Source organism: Martinezella lusitana (assembly GCF_016901135.1).
Lineage (GTDB): Bacteria > Pseudomonadota > Alphaproteobacteria > Rhizobiales > Rhizobiaceae > Rhizobium > Rhizobium lusitanum_D.
The window spans coordinates 150,498-167,246 of record NZ_JAFEVL010000030.1; the positions used below are offsets into that span (position 1 = coordinate 150,498).

Sequence of the window (16,749 nt, forward strand, 5' to 3'; positions counted from 1 at the left end):
CAATGATAAGAACAGCCGGACCCGGAATGGGTGCGATTGCGAAAGAATATGGAGGCGGATGACTGCCTTGGATCAACTAACTTATTGGTAATATAGATATTTATACATTGTGTAGAGATTGACATATTTGCGGAATTGCATTCGCCTACCATCGCACTTATTGAGAATGAGACGCGGGCGATGCCAGCGGCTCTCCGGATCGCTCTGTCCGGGATGGTCGTCTGAAGACATCGAATGAAGCTCTTGCGGAGCCCCGCGAAACGACTGGCCGAGGATCCGTTGACTGCGACCCACATCCTCATCGTTGAGGACGACCCGGAAATCAGCACGCCTTTGGCGGGATTCCTGCGCGACAGGGGATTTGTCACTTCGGTATCCGCGAGCGCCGAAGCCGCGTGGGACATTCTGGAAGATGGCGAAATCGATCTCGTCCTGCTCGATGTCATGCTACCCGGGGAAGACGGTCTCGCTCTTTGCCGGCGGCTGCGGTCCTCGGATGGGCCGCGCATTATCGTTCTGACCGCTCTTTCAGAGCCGATCGACAAAGTGATCGGGCTGGAATTGGGCGCGGACGACTATGTATCCAAGCCTTTCGACCTGCGCGAGCTTTTGGCCCGCATTCGCGCCGTCTTACGGCGTGCATCGATTACCGACGGCGCACCGCAGCGATCCGGATCGGAAATGGTGCTGCGCTTCTCCGGCTTTGCGTTCCATCCGCACCGCCGGTTTCTCCGCTCGCCGGCCGGAGTGCGCATCCCTCTGACGGGGGCGGAGACCGATCTGCTCCTTATTTTCTGCCAGCATGCGCAGCAGGTCCTCTCCCGCTCGGAACTGATCAATCTCACACGTGGCGAAGGTTTTGCCATATCGACCAGATCGATCGATCTCCTCGTCAGCCGCGTGCGCCGCAAGCTTGCAAGCGACGACCTCCTTGCCGATCCGATCCGCACTGTACGAACAGACGGCTATCTCTTTCAGCCCCATGTCACGGTTGAATGATGCGCCGCTTCTTCGCAACAACGCTTGGGCAGATACTGGCAATCATCACCGGCTCTTCGCTGATCACCTTTCTGTTGTTCCTCGCCCTTCTGTCGGTACTCTATCCCGACGCACCGCCGCCTCCGCCGTGGCCCTGGCAGATCGTCTATCGTACAGCCGACCTCGTCGATAGCCTTCGGGCGGTGCCGGAGAGCGAGCGCAGCGCTATCATAGCCGCTGCCCAACGACCCGATATGTCGATCAAGCTGACGCAGGCACCCGCTGTTTGCGAGACGTTGACGGCGGACACACGCAAATTGGAAACAGTGCTCAGGTCCGAGCTTCAGAGCAATATACCGAAGATCACGTCGCGCTTATGTGAATCCGGAGATCCCGCGGCCAGAATCCAAATTCTAATCGAATTGGACAATCAAGCGCTTGAGATTCGTGTCGACAAGCCTGAGGAGCCGCGCCGGTTTGCCTTTCCGGTCATCTCGGCGCTCCTCTTCCTCTGCGTCGCTGTCGCCGCGATGTCGGCATGGGCAGTGTGGCGCGTGATCGGCCCGCTGCGGCGCCTGTCTGCCAAGGCCGATGCCTTCGGGCACAGCGTCGCCGTTGTGCCTCTCGAAGAAGAGGGGCCTGTGGAGATCAGGCGCGCGGCACGCGCCTTCAACCTCATGCAGGAGCGCGTCACGCGTTCGATACATGATCGCACGCGCATGCTGGCCGCCATCAGCCATGATCTGCGCACACCCCTTACACGCATGCGCCTGCAGCTCGAAACGGAGCAAACCGATCTCATGCGCGACAAGCTCCTGCGTGATATCGGCCTGATGCAGTCGATGGTCGCCTCAGCGCTCGCCTTTCTCAGTGGCAATTTCGACGAGGAAGACAAGGAATGGCTGGATCTCGGCGCGCTTCTGTCGACGCTCTGCGACGAATATGAAGAGACGGGCGCAATCATCTCCTATGAAGGCCCCGAACAGATGCCGATCTTCTGCCGGCCGAACGCGATCAACAGGGCTTTGATCAACCTCATCGAGAACGCGATCCATTTCGGCGAGACTATCCTCGTCACGGCATCGCTCGAAGCTGGCACCATCGTGGTCGAGCTCGCCGATGACGGTCCCGGCATCCCGAAAGACCGGCTGCGGGATGTCGTGGAGCCCTTCGTTCGGCTCGATCCGTCGCGATCCAGCCGGCCTGGAAGCGTGGGTCTTGGCCTCTCTATCGTCAAGGAGATCGTCGAGGCCCATGGGGGAACGCTGGAACTGATCGACAGGCTACCGACCGGCCTCATTGCCAGAGTTGTTTTTCCGTCTCGGAACTGAGCAGTTCCGCAGGGCTATCCAGCAGGTATCGTGGCCAACAAGTGGTTTTCTATGCATGTAGTATCACGCAGTGCGCGCGACATTCGCTGTCGCCGGCGATCGGTCGAAGCACAGCTGGACAATGAGACCCGATGGGTTGTTGTTCGAAAGCGAGATGGTTCCGCCATGGCGTGATACTACGTCTCGAACGATGGACAGACCCAAGCCAAATCCGCCTCTTCCCACGAGGCCTCTGGCATCGTCGCCCTTATAAAAGGGTTCGAAAACCTTCTCTTGAAGTTCCTCCGGAATTCCAGGCCCATCGTCGGAGACCTTGATCTCGAACTCCGTCTCTCCGGTGACCGCCAATGATGCTATAACCTTCGATCCGTGTTTCGTTGCATTATCAACAATATTGGATACTGCCCGTCTTATGCCTGATGCTTCGCAGAAATATGCCAATCGCGACGGCCCGTCATATGACACATCATATCCAATGTCTGAAAAATCATGGCAAATGGTGCGAAGAAGACTTGGGATATCCACCAGGTATCTGGAATTCTTGTCATTCCCCTCGCGAAGATAAAGTAGGGTTTCCGAGATCATGATGTCTATGGTTTCGATTTCCTCAAGCATGCCTCTCACTTCGGCAGCATGGACATGACGCTCAATTCGAAGGCGCAAGCGTGTGAGCGGAGTGCGCAGGTCATGGCTTATCGCGGTCAACATTCGAGTCCGCTCTTCAATCAATGACTGTAGGCGGCCGTGCATTTGGTTCAACGCTCTAGCCACCAGATTGATTTCTTCGGGGCCGACTTCATTAATCGGATCGACGCGAGCAGAGATGTGGCCCAATGAATGCGCTGCGGCCGCGATTGATGACAATGGCGCGGTAAGTCGTTTGATTGCGTAGACGGCCAGGAAAAGCATCACGACTGTGATCGTGGCGACTGCAAAGCCCACCTGGATGAAGATGAACCGTTGCATGGGAGGAAGGGAAGAGCCTTGGAAAACCAAGGCATAGCGGTCATCGACCTTGACAACCATGGAAGTCAGAGAGGACATCATCAGATCCGATTGCGGCAGGCCCCAATGCGCATGAAGCTCGTCTCGCACATCCTCCATGAAATTATCTTTGCCCGTCGCGGGCGCTGGAATCGAGGCCGAGCGGGATGTCGCGCTCGGTACAATTTCCATTTTCATTTCCGGCCAATGCGACACCTCCAGGACTTTTTTCAGATCGGCCACGGAAGAGCTTCCACGAGCATCTTCCAATATGGTGGCGATCCGCGCGGCCGTAGCGGCGGCCGCAAGTCTCGGGTTTACCTCGGAACGCCATCCGTAAGTAAGCAAGAAGAATGCGGCAGATGTGCACAGAATTCCAAGAATGACTGCGGCCAAGACAACTGCGGTGATCTGTGTGACGATGGATTTTGGGTTAAGAAATCGAAGCCTTCCCATCATACTATTTCAATGGCTGGCGTGAAAATATAGCCTCCCAATCGGACCGTTTTTATCACCGTCGGATATCGCAAATCGGGTTCGATTTTCTGGCGTATCCGGCTTATGTGAACATCAACGCTACGTCCAATCGGGCCGGCAAGGCCACTATGTGTCATCTCAAGAAGCCGCTCTCTGGTAAGAACGCGTCCCGAGTTCTGGCAGAACGCCAAAAGAAGATCGAATTCAGCGCTTGTGAGCGTCACGCGGGCGCCGTCGGGACTGAATAGTTGACGCTGCGCCGGCTCCACGCGCCACCCGTGAAAACAAAAGGCGGCGCTAAATGGATCGTTCGGCGGATGACTGAATTGCGAACGCCTTAACAGCGCGCGAATTCGCGCGATAAGCTCCCGAGAGTTGAAGGGCTTCGTGACGTAGTCATCGGCGCCAATCTCCAATCCGATGATCCGATCGACGTCTTCTCCGCGAGCGGTCAGGATGATGATCGGAACGGACGAGACTGCCCTCAACCGCCGACAAATGCTCAATCCGCTCTCCCCGGGCAGCATGACATCGAGAACGATGAGATCCGGCGGATTGTCATCGAGCATTTTATCCATCTCGTCGGATGAGGATGCCCAACTACCCTGAAAGCCGTTCTCGGCAAGTACCGCCAACAACAAACGTGCGATTTCGCGATCGTCCTCCACAAACAGGACCGACTGCTTTTGTCCCTTGGTCACAGGCTTGCTAGTGTTCATCGATACCACTGCCACGGTTCAAGTTAGTTCCAGCGCTTTTAAAGCTTTAGGGAGATGCCGCGAAGTTTTGCTGATCTCGCTCGGACGTATCGATGATCACAGAGATATCGACGCTCCTAGTACAAGGACCGAACACTCAATTTTGTCGAGCTTATGGCCGCATGCGATAGCGTCATGACCGGCGCGCAGTTGATCGCCGACCGATCGCTCGCGCGACTGTACTCAGTGAGAAAACCAGAAACATGGCGAAACACAATTAACATAACTTAACCCACGCGGAGCAGCGCTTCGGTTATCTCTTGTCGAGAACACAGGAGTTTCCTTGAGATGAAGGTTGGCATAGCGCTTCCAGGGTTTGCATTGCGAAACGTGCTGCAGCTTCGCGTACTCTCGTGTGGTGACCTAGGCCCGCACGGCGGCGCTCCGATAGCTGCAAAACGCCGTTTCTCGCCGTTGTAGTGACCGGCGAGAAAGAATCGAACATTCCGATGGCGAAAGTACTGTGTTTGCGCCGACTAGCTGCGGTCAATGATCAATCCGTTTGTTGCGTATCACGCCCAAGCAAAAGAATGCGCTGATTGGGCATCGCTTCAGCCGCGAGCAGCACGGTGGCAACACCGGTATTATCGTTGGCAACGCACTTGATCTCGCCATCAAAACGCCGGGGACAGTTGGCTGCCCGGCTTCCCCACCGAGCATCCAGTTGGTCTCGATAAATTACACGGCATCGGAATCCCGCCGGCTTGGGCGACCGGCATGCTTCTTGAGGAGTACAGCATTTTGACGCGCGCAAGCGGCAGACGTCCCCGGAATATTTGCGTAGCTTTGACGACCACAATTGCGATCACCTCGGGTGTTGCTGGCACGGCGGCAGTCGTCCATGCTCAAGACGCCGCTCAAAAGAAACCAGCGCTGCCCACCGCGATGAACATCAAGGTTCCGGCGGACGCAAAGATGATCCTCGAAGCCAACGATCTGATTTATAACAAGGATACCCAGATCGTTACCGCGCGTGGCGCCGTTCAGATCAATTATGGCGGCTACAGGATGGTAGCCCAGCGCGTCGATTACAATCAAACCACCAAGCGGATGGTCGCGACCGGAAATGTCGAGCTGCTTTCGCCCGACGGAAATCGGACATACGGCGACAGCATGGATGTGACCAACGGCTTCGCAGACGGCTTCATGACCGCATTAAGGGTCGAAATGCCAGATAACACCAGGCTGGCGGCGGTAAAAGGCAATCGTGTTGGTGGATCTCAGGTGATCCTGACCAAAGGCGTCTATACAGCCTGCGCTCCCTGCTCCCAGCAGGGGCGATCTCCCCTGTGGCAGGTGAAAGCTGAAAGGATTATTCAGAATGGAATAACGCATACAATAAGGCTGGAGCATGCAAGGCTCGAGCTGTTTGGACAGCCAATCGCCTATGTTCCCTGGATGACCGTGCCTGATAACACCGTCAAGAGGAAATCAGGCTTTCTGTTTCCCACCTTCAGCGATTCCCAAAATCTCGGCTTCGGCGTCGCCATCCCATATTACTATGTCATCTCCCCGAGCATGGACGCGACGATCACCGCGACCGGGTACACCAGTCAAGGGGTCCTGCTCCAGGCCGAATTCCGTCAACGGCTCGAGAACGGGTCTTATGTCCTGAGGGCCGCGGCCATCGACCAAGCCGATCCATCGCTGTTCACGGCCGGCACCAGCGATGCGAACGCCAAGCTAAGGACACTGGTTGCGTCGAAGGGAGACTTCAGGATCAATCCCCGCTGGACTTTCGGCTGGGATGTCATGGCGCAGAGCGATAACAATTTCGCGCGGACATACAATCTTCAAGGCCTCAATCAAAGCACGCATACGAACCAGGCCTATCTGACCGGGCTTGGCAAGCAGAACTACTTTGATATGCGCGGCGCCTATTACGATGAGCAGGATGCGACGACGAGCAGCACCGCTCAAAAGCAGCAGGCGGTGGTCTATCCAGTCATCGACTACCATTATATTGCCCCCAAACCCGTCGCGGGCGGCGAGCTGTCGGCCACAGTCAATTTCACGAATATCACGCGCAGCGCCGCCGATGTCGTGGTCAATCCAGACAATACCGACCGCTTCCTTGGTCTTTCGGGGGATTATACCCGTCTTAGCACAGAGGTTCAGTGGCAACGCTCATTTGTAACGCCTCAGGGTTTGGAACTGACGCCGCTGTTTGCGGCCCGCGGCGACACAATCGACAACGGAATGGCTGCGCCAGGTTCGCTTGGCGCGTCCTATTCCTACGCAGGAACCTACGACAGCGAGAACTTCGCTGCCCGCGACATGCCGACCGCCGGCCTTGAGGCGAAGTATCCGATATTGGTGACGACTAAGAACTCCTCGCAGGTCTTCGAGCCGATCGCGCAAATCTATGTTCGCCCTAACGAACAGCTTGCAGGTCAACTGCCGAACGAAGATGCCCAAAGCTTCGTGTTCGATGCGACCAATCTCTTCGATCGCGATAAATTCTCGGGCTTCGACCGGATCGAGGGCGGCACGCGCGCCAATGTCGGCATGCGTTATACGGGAAGCTTTGAACGCGGCTACAAGCTGGACGGTATCGTTGGCCAATCTTATCAGCTTGCGGGCATGAACTCGTTCGCGACATCCGATTTGGTGGGTGCCGGTCTTGAGTCCGGGCTCGAATATGCGCGGTCAGATTATGTGTCCTATTTCGGCATCACCTTGCCGAAGGGTGTTTCTCTTTCGACCTCAGATCGGTTCGATCATGATGACTATGCACTCAAGCGCGGCGACGTAACCCTCAGCTACGACAATCCCATTATAAGCACTCAGATAACCTACACACATCTAAGAGCTCAACCCGACTACGATATTCCCACTGATGAAGATGAAATCCAGCCTCAGGCAAAGCTAAAGCTGACGGACGAATGGTCGGTAAACACAAAGCTCGGTTATGACGTGCGCGCCAAAGACTTAAGTGAACATGACTTTGGCGTCACCTATTCCGACGAGTGTGCAACAGCGAGCCTGGACTATACCTGGAAGCGGGACACATCGAGCACAACCGGGGTCGACTGGGCCATAATGGCCCACATCACGTTCCGCACCCTGGGCGACGTCAAGTTCGGCGGCGATTGAACAAAGCCGCCAGGCGTCCCCCTTCCAACGCCTCATCGCTCAATGCTCCGTGGCCTCGGCTGCACCTACACAAGGGTGCAGCCGCAATCAAATCTGCTGACTTACATAGGATGCGATCGGCAGATCGAAACGAGCCAGCAACACAATTTACATCACTTAACACCGCGGCACTGAGAGAGCTGATAAACGATCTGTGATGCCGATTGATAGCCTCGATACTGACAGCTCAAGCAAAATTTATCAGGTGGAACGTCAGCAGCTGCTTACAAATTACGAGAAGGTAAGAAGCATAAATGAATTCGGCTTCGCGCTATCCAAAGCCAAGACCACTGAGCTCAAAAATTGCAATCTTCGCACTCATCGGGACGGGTTTTGCTCTGATTTTCATACCGTTATCTGCGCAAGCAGCTGTTGTTTCTAACATAAAGGTCGTGGGGATAGAGCGGGTTGGGGCCGAAGCGGTAACCGACAACATAACGATATCTCCCGGCAAGAGCTTTTCGGAAGGAGATATCGAGCAGTCCATCAAACAGCTCTATGCTACCGGCTATTTTTCCGATGTGCACATATCGGTGAAAGGACAAAGCCTTGTTGTTTCGGTTCAAGAAAACAACTTGCTTAACGCCGTTGTGTTCAACGGAAATCGGCAAATAAAAACAGATAAATTGGAGCAGATGGTAGGGTCGCATGCCGCGCAGCCCTACAGCGAAGCCCAGGCCCAGGCAGACGTTAACACCATCAAGGACGCCTATGTAGCAATTGGTCGCAATGACGTTCAGGTGACGACCAAGGTCTTTAATATCGCGAAAAATCGGGTGAATCTGGCCTTCGTCATTAATGAGGGAAAGCGCACGACGATAGACAAGATAGGCTTTTCGGGGAATGCTGCATTTAGCAGCAGCCGTCTGTCTGCCGTAATCAGCACCAAGAAATCGGATTTTCTCTCATTTCTTACTCGCAAGGATATCTATAGCAGGGAGAAACAAACTGCCGACGAAGATGCCTTGCGTAAATTCTATTACAATCACGGCTACGTCGATTTCAGGGTTATCTCTGCCGACGCAACGCTGGACACGGAATCCAACGCCTACAACGTCCAATTCTCGCTGGATGAAGGCCAGAAATATAAGTATGGCGATATCTCCATCAACTCATCCGTTGATGGCATTAAAGCGGACGATTTGAAGAGCCTGATCATCACGCGCAAGGGCGATACCTACAATGCTCAGGATATCCAGAAGTCGATAGACGCGATCTCGAAGCGGGTCGAAGAGGCCGGTTACCCCTTTGCTCATGTCACACCTCGCGGCAATCGCAATCCAACGGATCGCACCGTCTCCGTAGAATATCTGGTGGATCAGGGAGAGCGCGCTTATGTCGAGCGCATCGAAATCCGCGGCAACACCCGGACCAGGGATTATGTTATTCGTCGCGAATTCGATATCAACGAAGGCGACGCTTTCAACGAGTTGATGATCACGCGAGCCAAACATCGCTTGGATGCGCTCGGCTACTTCACGTCTGTCGACATAAAGACGGCTCCCGGCAGTGCTCCGGACAGAGTGGTCATCGTCGTCAATGTCGAAGATCAGCCGACCGGATCATTCGGGATTGGCGGCGGCTATGCCGTTGGCGTCAATGGAGGGCCGCTGGTTGAGGCTTCGGTGGAAGAGAAGAATTTCCTTGGCCGCGGTCAATATATCAAGATTGCCGCGGGAGCGAGTACAAGCGGAAGCCAGACCTACAATCTCTCATTTACGGAACCGTATTTTCTCGGAGAGCGCCTGGCAGCTGGCTTTGATCTGTTCAAGAGCACCACCACCAGCAGCGACTACTACGACTATGGAGAGGAAGGCTTCTCGCTGCGAGTTACGGCACCCATCACAGAGAACTTTGCGACCACCCTTCGCTATAATTACAAGGTGATCACATATACGGGCGAAAATGACTGGCAGGACAATCTCTCCGCCCCCTATCAAAATCTGATCAATAACGGTCCATGGACCCAATCTACCGTTTCACAGACCTTTACCTACAATACGCTCGACGACCAAAACCTGCCCCGTGAGGGCTTTATCGCCAAGCTCACGCAGGAATTCGCCGGCCTCGGCGGCGACTCCAACTTCTATAAGATCAGTGGGAAGGCCCGCTACTACCAAACCCTTTCCGATTCGAAAGACATCATTGGTTCGGTCACGGTCGGTGCCGGTGACGTCGTGTCCACGGACGGCAAGGATTTGAACATCTTCGATCAATTCATGATCGGGGGGAGCGAAATCAGAGGGTTCGAAGACGCTGGCATCGGCCCCAGAACCTCCGATGGGGACGCTCTGGGCGGCACGAAGTATTTCACGGCTTCTGCAGAGGCAAGCATGCCCACACCTGGAATGCCGCAGGACATAGGTCTTCGCAGTTCTGTGTTCGTGGACAGCGGGACGCTCTATGGAAACCAGGCTGACCTCTACGGAGACATACTCAAGGATAGTTCTGCACTCCGTGCCTCGGCGGGGGTTGGCTTAACGTGGTCCTCCCCGTTTGGCGTCATCAATCTCAGCTACGCGGTGCCATTTCTCAAGCAAGATTATGATAAAGTCGAAAACTTCCGGTTTGGATTCGGCAATCAGTTTTAGGGGTCCCCTAGATGATATAGGGAACTGTGGCCGCCTGGCCTGACCTGCCGAATTCGGCTCTATTTGGATGGCATAAAAGAATCGGATTGGCGATCGTCTGACGATGGAATCGTGGGTCTGGCACATGCGAAGCTATTCGCCAGCTGAATGAGGCCCGCCGGCGTAAGCAGGCCGCATCAGAGAAGCACGAGGAATGAACGAAGCACTGTAACACTCTCTGTTAAACAGCCCTTCGCTCACACTGTGAAATACCTCATAACCATGTGCACTCAGCTGTAGAGGCTGACCTCGGGGATCGTGTCGTTGAGAACGAATTCTCCGACTTCCCTGGCCTTGTAGAAGACGGGGTCGTGCAGCGTGTGGGTCCGCACATTGCGCCAGAAACGATCGAAGCGATATTTCTCGGCCGTCGAACGCGCGCCGGTGAGTTCGAAAACGCGAGCAGTTACATCCAGTGAAACATGCGTGGCATGGACCTTCGCCGCATAGGCTTCGGCCGCGGCCTCGCCGCGTTCACGCGCGGTCGCCTTATGGCCCTTGGCAAGATTGGCCTGAACGACAGCGGCGGCGCTATCGGCTAGAGCCGCAGACGCCTTCAAGGCAGCGGTCAGCTCGCCGACACGCTCAAGGATGTAAGGATCGTCGGCCGCCCGCTCGACACCGGAGGTCACCCAGGGCCGCGTCGTCGTGCGGACATAATCGACCGCCTCGCGCAATGCGCCTTCGGCGGTCCCGAGATAGAAGTTCACGAAAACCAGCTGAATGAGAGGCGTGTTAAACGTAGCCAACACGGGTGCTGCACCGCCCGTCGTTGCTACCTCGTCCAGATCCTCCTCATAAACAGGGAAATCATGGAATTCGACGCTGCCGCTGTCGGAAAGGCGCTGGCCGAAATTATCCCAATCGTCATTGGCCTTGTAACCCGCCCGATTGGTCGGCACGGCAAAGCCGACGATCTTGTCGTCGAGGGTGGCATTGGCGTTGATATAATCGGAGACGTGGGCCGCCGTGGAGAAGGATTTACGGCCGTTGAGGACATAGCCGCTGCCGCGCCGCGTCAGCACGAGGCCGGGATCGCGCGGATTGACGGCGGCGCCCCAATAGAGGCTGTTGGCGACCGTCTTGCCGCCGAGCTCCTGTGCGCGCACCTCGTCGAAGGCCCAGTAGACATATTGGCTGTTGACGAAATGATAGCCGAGAAGCTGGCCGATGGAGCTTTCGCCGCGGGCAAGGATACGCACCAGCCGCAGGCCATCAACCCAATCGAGACCGCCGCCGCCGATCTGCGGCGCATGCAGCGCATTCAGCAATCCCGCGTTCTTCAGCTTGACGATTTCGCCAAGCGGCGGCTGGCCTTCGCGGTCGAGTTCAGCGGCGCGTTTCGAAAGGTCAGCCGTAATTTCCTCGGCCCTGGCAAAGAGATCCTCTCGCGTGGCATTCCGATTGCTCGCGAAGACAACGTTGGACTGGCTCATGATATCACTCCGATTCTATGACATGAGCCGGCGGGGTCTCGTGACCCCGCCGACAAATCGAGACAGGCAGCTTAGAAAAGCTTGTCCGGGATCCAGCTGGCGGTCGCCGCATCGCTCGTGCTGAAGGCCGGAACCTTCTGCGCCAGTTCCTCGATCGTCTTGACACCGGCGGCGCGCAGTCCCTCCTGGGTCAAAAGCGTCGGCTTGACGGTGATCTGATGCGGAACATCCTGGCTGGCGACCTGCAGGGCGGCGGCGCGAATGGAAACGGCGCCGACAACGGCCGGATTGGTCGCGACGGTCGCAACCCACGGGCTGCCCGGCTCGATGATCTCCTGAATGTCTGCGGTGGAAACGTCAGCCGAATAGATCTTCAGCTTGCTTGCGATGCCGAGATCGTTGGCGGCGAGCTTCACGCCGCGGGCAAACTCGTCATAGGGGGCAAAGACGACAGTTATATCGGGGTTTGCCGTCAGCGCCGCCTTTGCCTGGTCGGCCGTGGAGGTTGCCGTCGTATCGCTGACATTGCCGAAGCGGGCCTTTTCAACCACGCCTGAATTTTGCGACTTGAACGTCTCCCAGACCTCGTTGCGGCGGTCGAGTGGCGCAAAACCTGCGACATAGACATAGCCCGCCTTGAAACTATTGCCGTTATCCTTGACGGCCTGTTTCAAGGCGGTATCGGCGAGCTCGTGGTCGCTCTGCTCGACCTGCGGGATCTTCGGATTGTTGAGATTGACGTCGAAGGCGACGACCTTGATGCCCTTGTCGAGCGCCTGTTGCACGACATCGCTCAGGGATTCCGGCAGGCCGTGATCGATGACGATCCCGGAAACGCCGAGATTGATCGCCTGCAGGATCTGCTCACGCTGTTCGGCGGCATCCTGACGTCCCGGAAAGACGCGCAGATCGATGTCGAGCGCCTTGGCCTGGGCTTCGGCGCCGGCCTGATAGGCCTGGAAGAAATCGCCGGCGGAAATATAGCTGATGAGAGCGATCTTGACGCCGCCCTTGTCGAAGGGTGCAGGAGCGCCGTTCACGCCGCCGGCCATTGCGGCTTGCGTGAAAAAGAGCGGAATGGCGGCTGACAGGGCAAGCCGTAGAAGGGATTTCATCATCGCGATCCTCGTGATCAATCGGAAGCGTCGTCTGACGGAATGGCCAACCCTGCGACGCATGAAATTATTAGATATAATCTCTATCTTTTTAGTAGAGTAAATCATCCGATTTTCGCGGCCTTCTGAGATTCTTTGTTCGCCTCGGCGGGCCTTGACGGCAAGGGCTTGCCTGGAAATCCAGTGGCCATGCGGCGCAGTATCAGCGCTCGAACAGGAACCCGGGTCCCTCTGAATGGCGCTTCTTGACGTCTCCAATATTACGCATAGCTTCGGCTCGACACGCGCTGTCGATGCCGCGCGCTTTGCGATCGAGCGCGGGGAGATCGTCGCGCTGATGGGCGCCAACGGCGCTGGAAAATCGACGCTGGTCAAGATTCTGTCGGGCGTGTTTGCCGCAGACGGCGGCACGATCCAGCTCAACGGGCAACCGTTCTTGCCGAGAAGCCCTTCCGAAGCGGCTCGGGCGGGTGTCGTCACCGTCCATCAGTCGACAGATCTCGTCGGTCCCGCCGGACTGACCGTCGCCGATGTTCTGCTGCTCAATCGGTTTGCCGAGCGTGGAACACCCTTCTTCGTCTCGCGCAAGAGCGTTCGGCGCGAGGCCAAAGCCATGCTGGACGCAGCCGGCTTCTCTCTGCCGCTCGATCGTGATTTTGGTGATATCTCGGCTGCCGACCGCCAGCTCGTGGCAATCGCGCGCGCTTTGGCCAACAAGGCGGAGCTGCTGATCCTCGACGAACCCACCGCCAGTCTCTCGGGGAGCGAAAGCCGGAGGCTCTTCGATGTCCTCCTGCGGCTGCGTGCTCAGGGTCTTGCGGTTCTCTATATCTCGCATCGGACGGCAGATCTGGAGGCCATCGCCGATCGCGCGCTGGTCATGCGCGGCGGACGGGTGGTCGGCAGCTTTTCTCGGCCGATCGACTTTTCGGCCGCTATCGAAGCGATGATCGGCCGCAGGCTGGATAGCGCGCGCCCCGATGTGCGGCAGGCGACAGGCCCGGCAGTCTTTGAAATGCGCGGCGCGCGGCTACTTGCGCAAAGCGAAGCCTTCGACCTCAGACTTCATGCTGGCGAAGTGGTTGCCGTGACGGGCGTGCTCGGGGCCGGAAAGAGCCGGTTGCTGGCGGCGATCTTTGGCACCGCCCGGTTGGCCGGTGGCGATATGCTGCTCAACGGGCGAGCTTATCGGCCCCGATCGCCCGGCGAGGCAGTCGCAGCCGGCGTCGCCATGGCAGGGGAGGATCGCCATCGCTCTTCGCTCATGCCGGATGCGTGGCCGGGCTCCTCCCTGGCTGCGACGATCAGCCTGCCGCATCTCGATAAATGGTATCCCCATGGCTTCCTGCTCGGCGGCCGCGAGCGGCGCGAAGCGGAAAAGGCGATTTCGCGCCTTGGCATCAAGGCGGCGGGTCCGCAAGCCTCGATCTGGACCTTATCCGGCGGCAACCAGCAGAAGGTCGTTATCGCGCGCTGGGAGGCGGAACCGAGCCCGCTGCTGCTGCTCGACGAACCCTTTCAGGGGGTCGATGTCGGCGCGCGGCAGGACATCATAAAGGCGATCCGTGCGCGCAGCGACCGCGCGACGCTGATTGCCACCTCCGACCCGGAGGAAGCCTACGAGGTTGCCGATCGCATCTTGACGATGGATCGCCATGTGCTGCGCCCTGTCGCAGGCGACAAAACCATTTCCGCAGCTATTGAGGGCATTTCTGCATGACAACGATCGACGACGACAGGTTTGCGGCTGCGGCTGCGCAAGACGGCCGCGGCGTCAAAGGCCGCCTCGCAGTAATCGGCCACCATCTCCGCGCCAGCGCAGTGTTCCTCCTGCTCGTGGCCATGCTGGTCGGCTTTACCGTGGCACAGCCCGCCTTCATCACGATCGCCAATCTCATGAGCATCCTGCAGGCCGTGTCAGTGGTTGCCATCCTCGCCGCCGGCGTCACGGTCACCCTTGCCGTCGGCGGCTTCGACCTGTCCATCGGGGCGATTGCCGCCTCCAGCGTCATGGCGGCAAGCTATGCCATGATCGTCTGGCACCTGGACGCTTTCGCAACCGTGCCTCTGGTGCTGGCCTTCGGCGCCGTGATCGGCCTCGTCAACGCCTTCCTCATCGTGCGCCTGCGCGTGCCGGATCTGCTCGCCACGCTCGCAGTGATGTTCCTGCTTTCGGGCCTGCAACTGATCCCGACGGCCGGACGCTCGATTTCGACCGGCATGGTGCTGCCGGACGGCTCGAAGGCGACCGGCGCCTTTGATCCATCCTTCCTTCTGATCGGCCGCTATAATCTCTTTTCCATTCTGCCGGTCGCCGTCGTGTTGATGGCGGTCGTCGCCATCGTGCTCTTCGTGTTGACCGAGCGGACCCGCATCGGCCGGCTGCTCTTCGCCACCGGCGGCAACGAACTCGCCACCCGGCTCGCCGGCGCGTCGACAACGCGGCTGAAGACATTCGCCTATGTGATTTCCGGCGTGCTCGCAGCCCTTGGCGGCATCGTCATTGCCGCCCGCGTCGGACGCGGCGACGTCTCTTCCGGCGGCTCCCTGCTGATGGATTCCGTCGCGGCCGCATTGATCGGCTACGCCGTCCTCAACCTCAGACATCCGAACGTGCTCGGCACAATCGTCGGAGCGGTATTCGTCGGCGTATTGCTGAACGGGCTCACCATGCTGAACGCCCCGTACTATACGCAGGATTTCGTCAAGGGTGCCGTTCTCGTAGGTGCACTGGCGCTAACCTACGGGCTCGGCAGAAACCCCGATCGCTGAGGCCCGGAAGCGGCCCACGGAAATTTCCCCGGCCACTCGTGTTTTGGAAAACCATTCCTCTGTAATGCGTCTAAATCTATCTATTTTATGCTCTATTGCTAGAGAGGATTCTTTAATGGACAATAAGCAAACGACCGGCCTTGGGCGCCGAGACATTTTGAAACTGACCGCCGCCGGCGCAGCCCTGGCGACTGCCGGGCTGATCTCAAGCAAGGCAGCGGCGGCAGACGACGCCTTGTCCCTGAAGGGCAAGCGCATCGCCATCAGCGCGACCGGAACCGACCACTACTTCGATCTGCAGGCCTATAATGCCCAGATCGATGAAGTGAAGAAGCTGGGCAGCACGCCGATCGCAGTTGATGCCGGCCGCAACGACGGCAAGCTGGTGTCGCAATTGCAGACGTTGATCGCTCAACGGCCGGATGCGATCGTCCAGATCCTCGGCACCTTGAGCGTCATCGACCCCTGGCTGAAGAAGGCGCGGGACGCGGGTATTCCCGTTCTGACCGTCGATGTCGGCTCCACCAATTCGATCAACAACACCACATCCGACAACTGGGGCATCGGCAAGGATCTGGCGCTGCAGCTCGTGTCCGATATCGGCGGCGAAGGCAATATCATCGCCTTCAACGGCTTCTATGGCGTCACGCCCTGCGCAATCCGCTACGATCAGCTTGTGAATGTCGTCAAGTATTTCCCGAAGGTGAAGATCATTCAGCCTGAGCTGCGGGACGTCATTCCCAATACGGTTCAGGACGCCTTCACCCAGATCACCGCGATCCTCAACAAGTATCCGGAAAAGGGCTCGATCAAGGCCATCTGGTCGGCCTGGGATATTCCGCAGCTGGGTGCCACACAGGCTCTTGCCGCCGCCGGCCGCACGGAGATCCGCACCTATGGTGTCGACGGCAGCCCGGAAGTGCTGCAGCTGGTCGCCGATCCGAACTCGCCTGCCGGCGCCGATGCGGCGCAGCAACCGGCAGAAATCGGCCGCACCGCCATCCGCAACGTCGCCAAGCTACTGGCGGGGCAGACCCTGCCGCGCGAGACCTACGTGCCTGCCCTCCTGGCCAACAAGAGCAACGTCTCCGACGTCGTCAAGAAGCTCGGCATCGGCTGACATATGAACCGGC

11 protein-coding genes are annotated in these 16,749 nt (G+C 57.7%); 7 read left to right on the forward strand and 4 right to left on the reverse strand.

Translation table 11 applies throughout. The annotated features are described in order from the left end of the window. Positions 1-234 precede the first annotated feature (234 nt). Positions 235-999, forward strand: a complete 765-nt coding sequence (locus JTP94_RS11870) for a response regulator transcription factor (protein ID WP_246754841.1) — start codon at positions 235-237, stop codon at positions 997-999. Beyond that, positions 999-2,309, forward strand: a complete 1,311-nt coding sequence (locus JTP94_RS11875) for an ATP-binding protein (protein WP_246754843.1) — start codon at positions 999-1,001, stop codon at positions 2,307-2,309. Before JTP94_RS11870 ends, JTP94_RS11875 begins: the two co-directional genes overlap by 1 nt. A gap of 63 nt (positions 2,310-2,372) precedes the next feature. Here the strand turns inward: JTP94_RS11875 and JTP94_RS11880 are convergent, their stop codons facing one another. Further along, entirely contained in the window at positions 2,373-3,752 is a 1,380-nt protein-coding gene (locus tag JTP94_RS11880) for an ATP-binding protein (protein ID WP_204850692.1), read from the reverse strand. Next, positions 3,749-4,489, reverse strand: coding sequence for a response regulator (locus tag JTP94_RS11885; protein ID WP_204850693.1), 741 nt, complete (start codon positions 4,487-4,489; stop codon positions 3,749-3,751). The genes JTP94_RS11880 and JTP94_RS11885 overlap by 4 nt, the downstream gene beginning before the upstream one ends. Positions 4,490-5,245: 756 nt before the next feature. Here JTP94_RS11885 and JTP94_RS11890 point away from each other — a divergent pair. Further along, positions 5,246-7,624: an LPS-assembly protein LptD gene (locus tag JTP94_RS11890; protein WP_204850694.1), complete on the forward strand. Its 2,379-nt coding sequence runs from the start codon at positions 5,246-5,248 to the stop codon at positions 7,622-7,624. A 293-nt stretch (positions 7,625-7,917) separates the two neighbouring features. Next, the gene (gene bamA / locus JTP94_RS11895; protein ID WP_204850695.1) at positions 7,918-10,254 is read left to right on the forward strand and encodes an outer membrane protein assembly factor BamA; all 2,337 of its coding nucleotides are present in this window, start codon (positions 7,918-7,920) and stop codon (positions 10,252-10,254) included. Positions 10,255-10,523: 269 nt separating this feature from the next. Here bamA and JTP94_RS11900 read toward each other — a convergent pair whose 3' ends face one another. Further along, positions 10,524-11,729, reverse strand: coding sequence for an acyl-CoA dehydrogenase family protein (locus tag JTP94_RS11900; RefSeq protein ID WP_204850696.1), 1,206 nt, complete (start codon positions 11,727-11,729; stop codon positions 10,524-10,526). Positions 11,730-11,800: 71 nt separating this feature from the next. Then, the gene (locus tag JTP94_RS11905; protein WP_204850697.1) at positions 11,801-12,844 is read right to left on the reverse strand and encodes a substrate-binding domain-containing protein; all 1,044 of its coding nucleotides are present in this window, start codon (positions 12,842-12,844) and stop codon (positions 11,801-11,803) included. A 235-nt stretch (positions 12,845-13,079) separates the two neighbouring features. Here JTP94_RS11905 and JTP94_RS11910 point away from each other — a divergent pair, with 235 nt between their 5' ends. The 3 genes from JTP94_RS11910 to JTP94_RS11920 all read left to right on the forward strand — a co-directional run bounded on the left by JTP94_RS11910 (position 13,080) and on the right by JTP94_RS11920 (position 16,736). Next, positions 13,080-14,564: a sugar ABC transporter ATP-binding protein gene (locus tag JTP94_RS11910; protein WP_204850698.1), complete on the forward strand. Its 1,485-nt coding sequence runs from the start codon at positions 13,080-13,082 to the stop codon at positions 14,562-14,564. Next, entirely contained in the window at positions 14,561-15,616 is a 1,056-nt protein-coding gene (locus JTP94_RS11915) for an ABC transporter permease (protein WP_204850699.1), read from the forward strand. Before JTP94_RS11910 ends, JTP94_RS11915 begins: the two co-directional genes overlap by 4 nt. Positions 15,617-15,731: 115 nt before the next feature. Beyond that, positions 15,732-16,736, forward strand: a complete 1,005-nt coding sequence (locus JTP94_RS11920; protein ID WP_204850700.1) for a sugar ABC transporter substrate-binding protein — start codon at positions 15,732-15,734, stop codon at positions 16,734-16,736. Positions 16,737-16,749 lie beyond the last annotated feature (13 nt).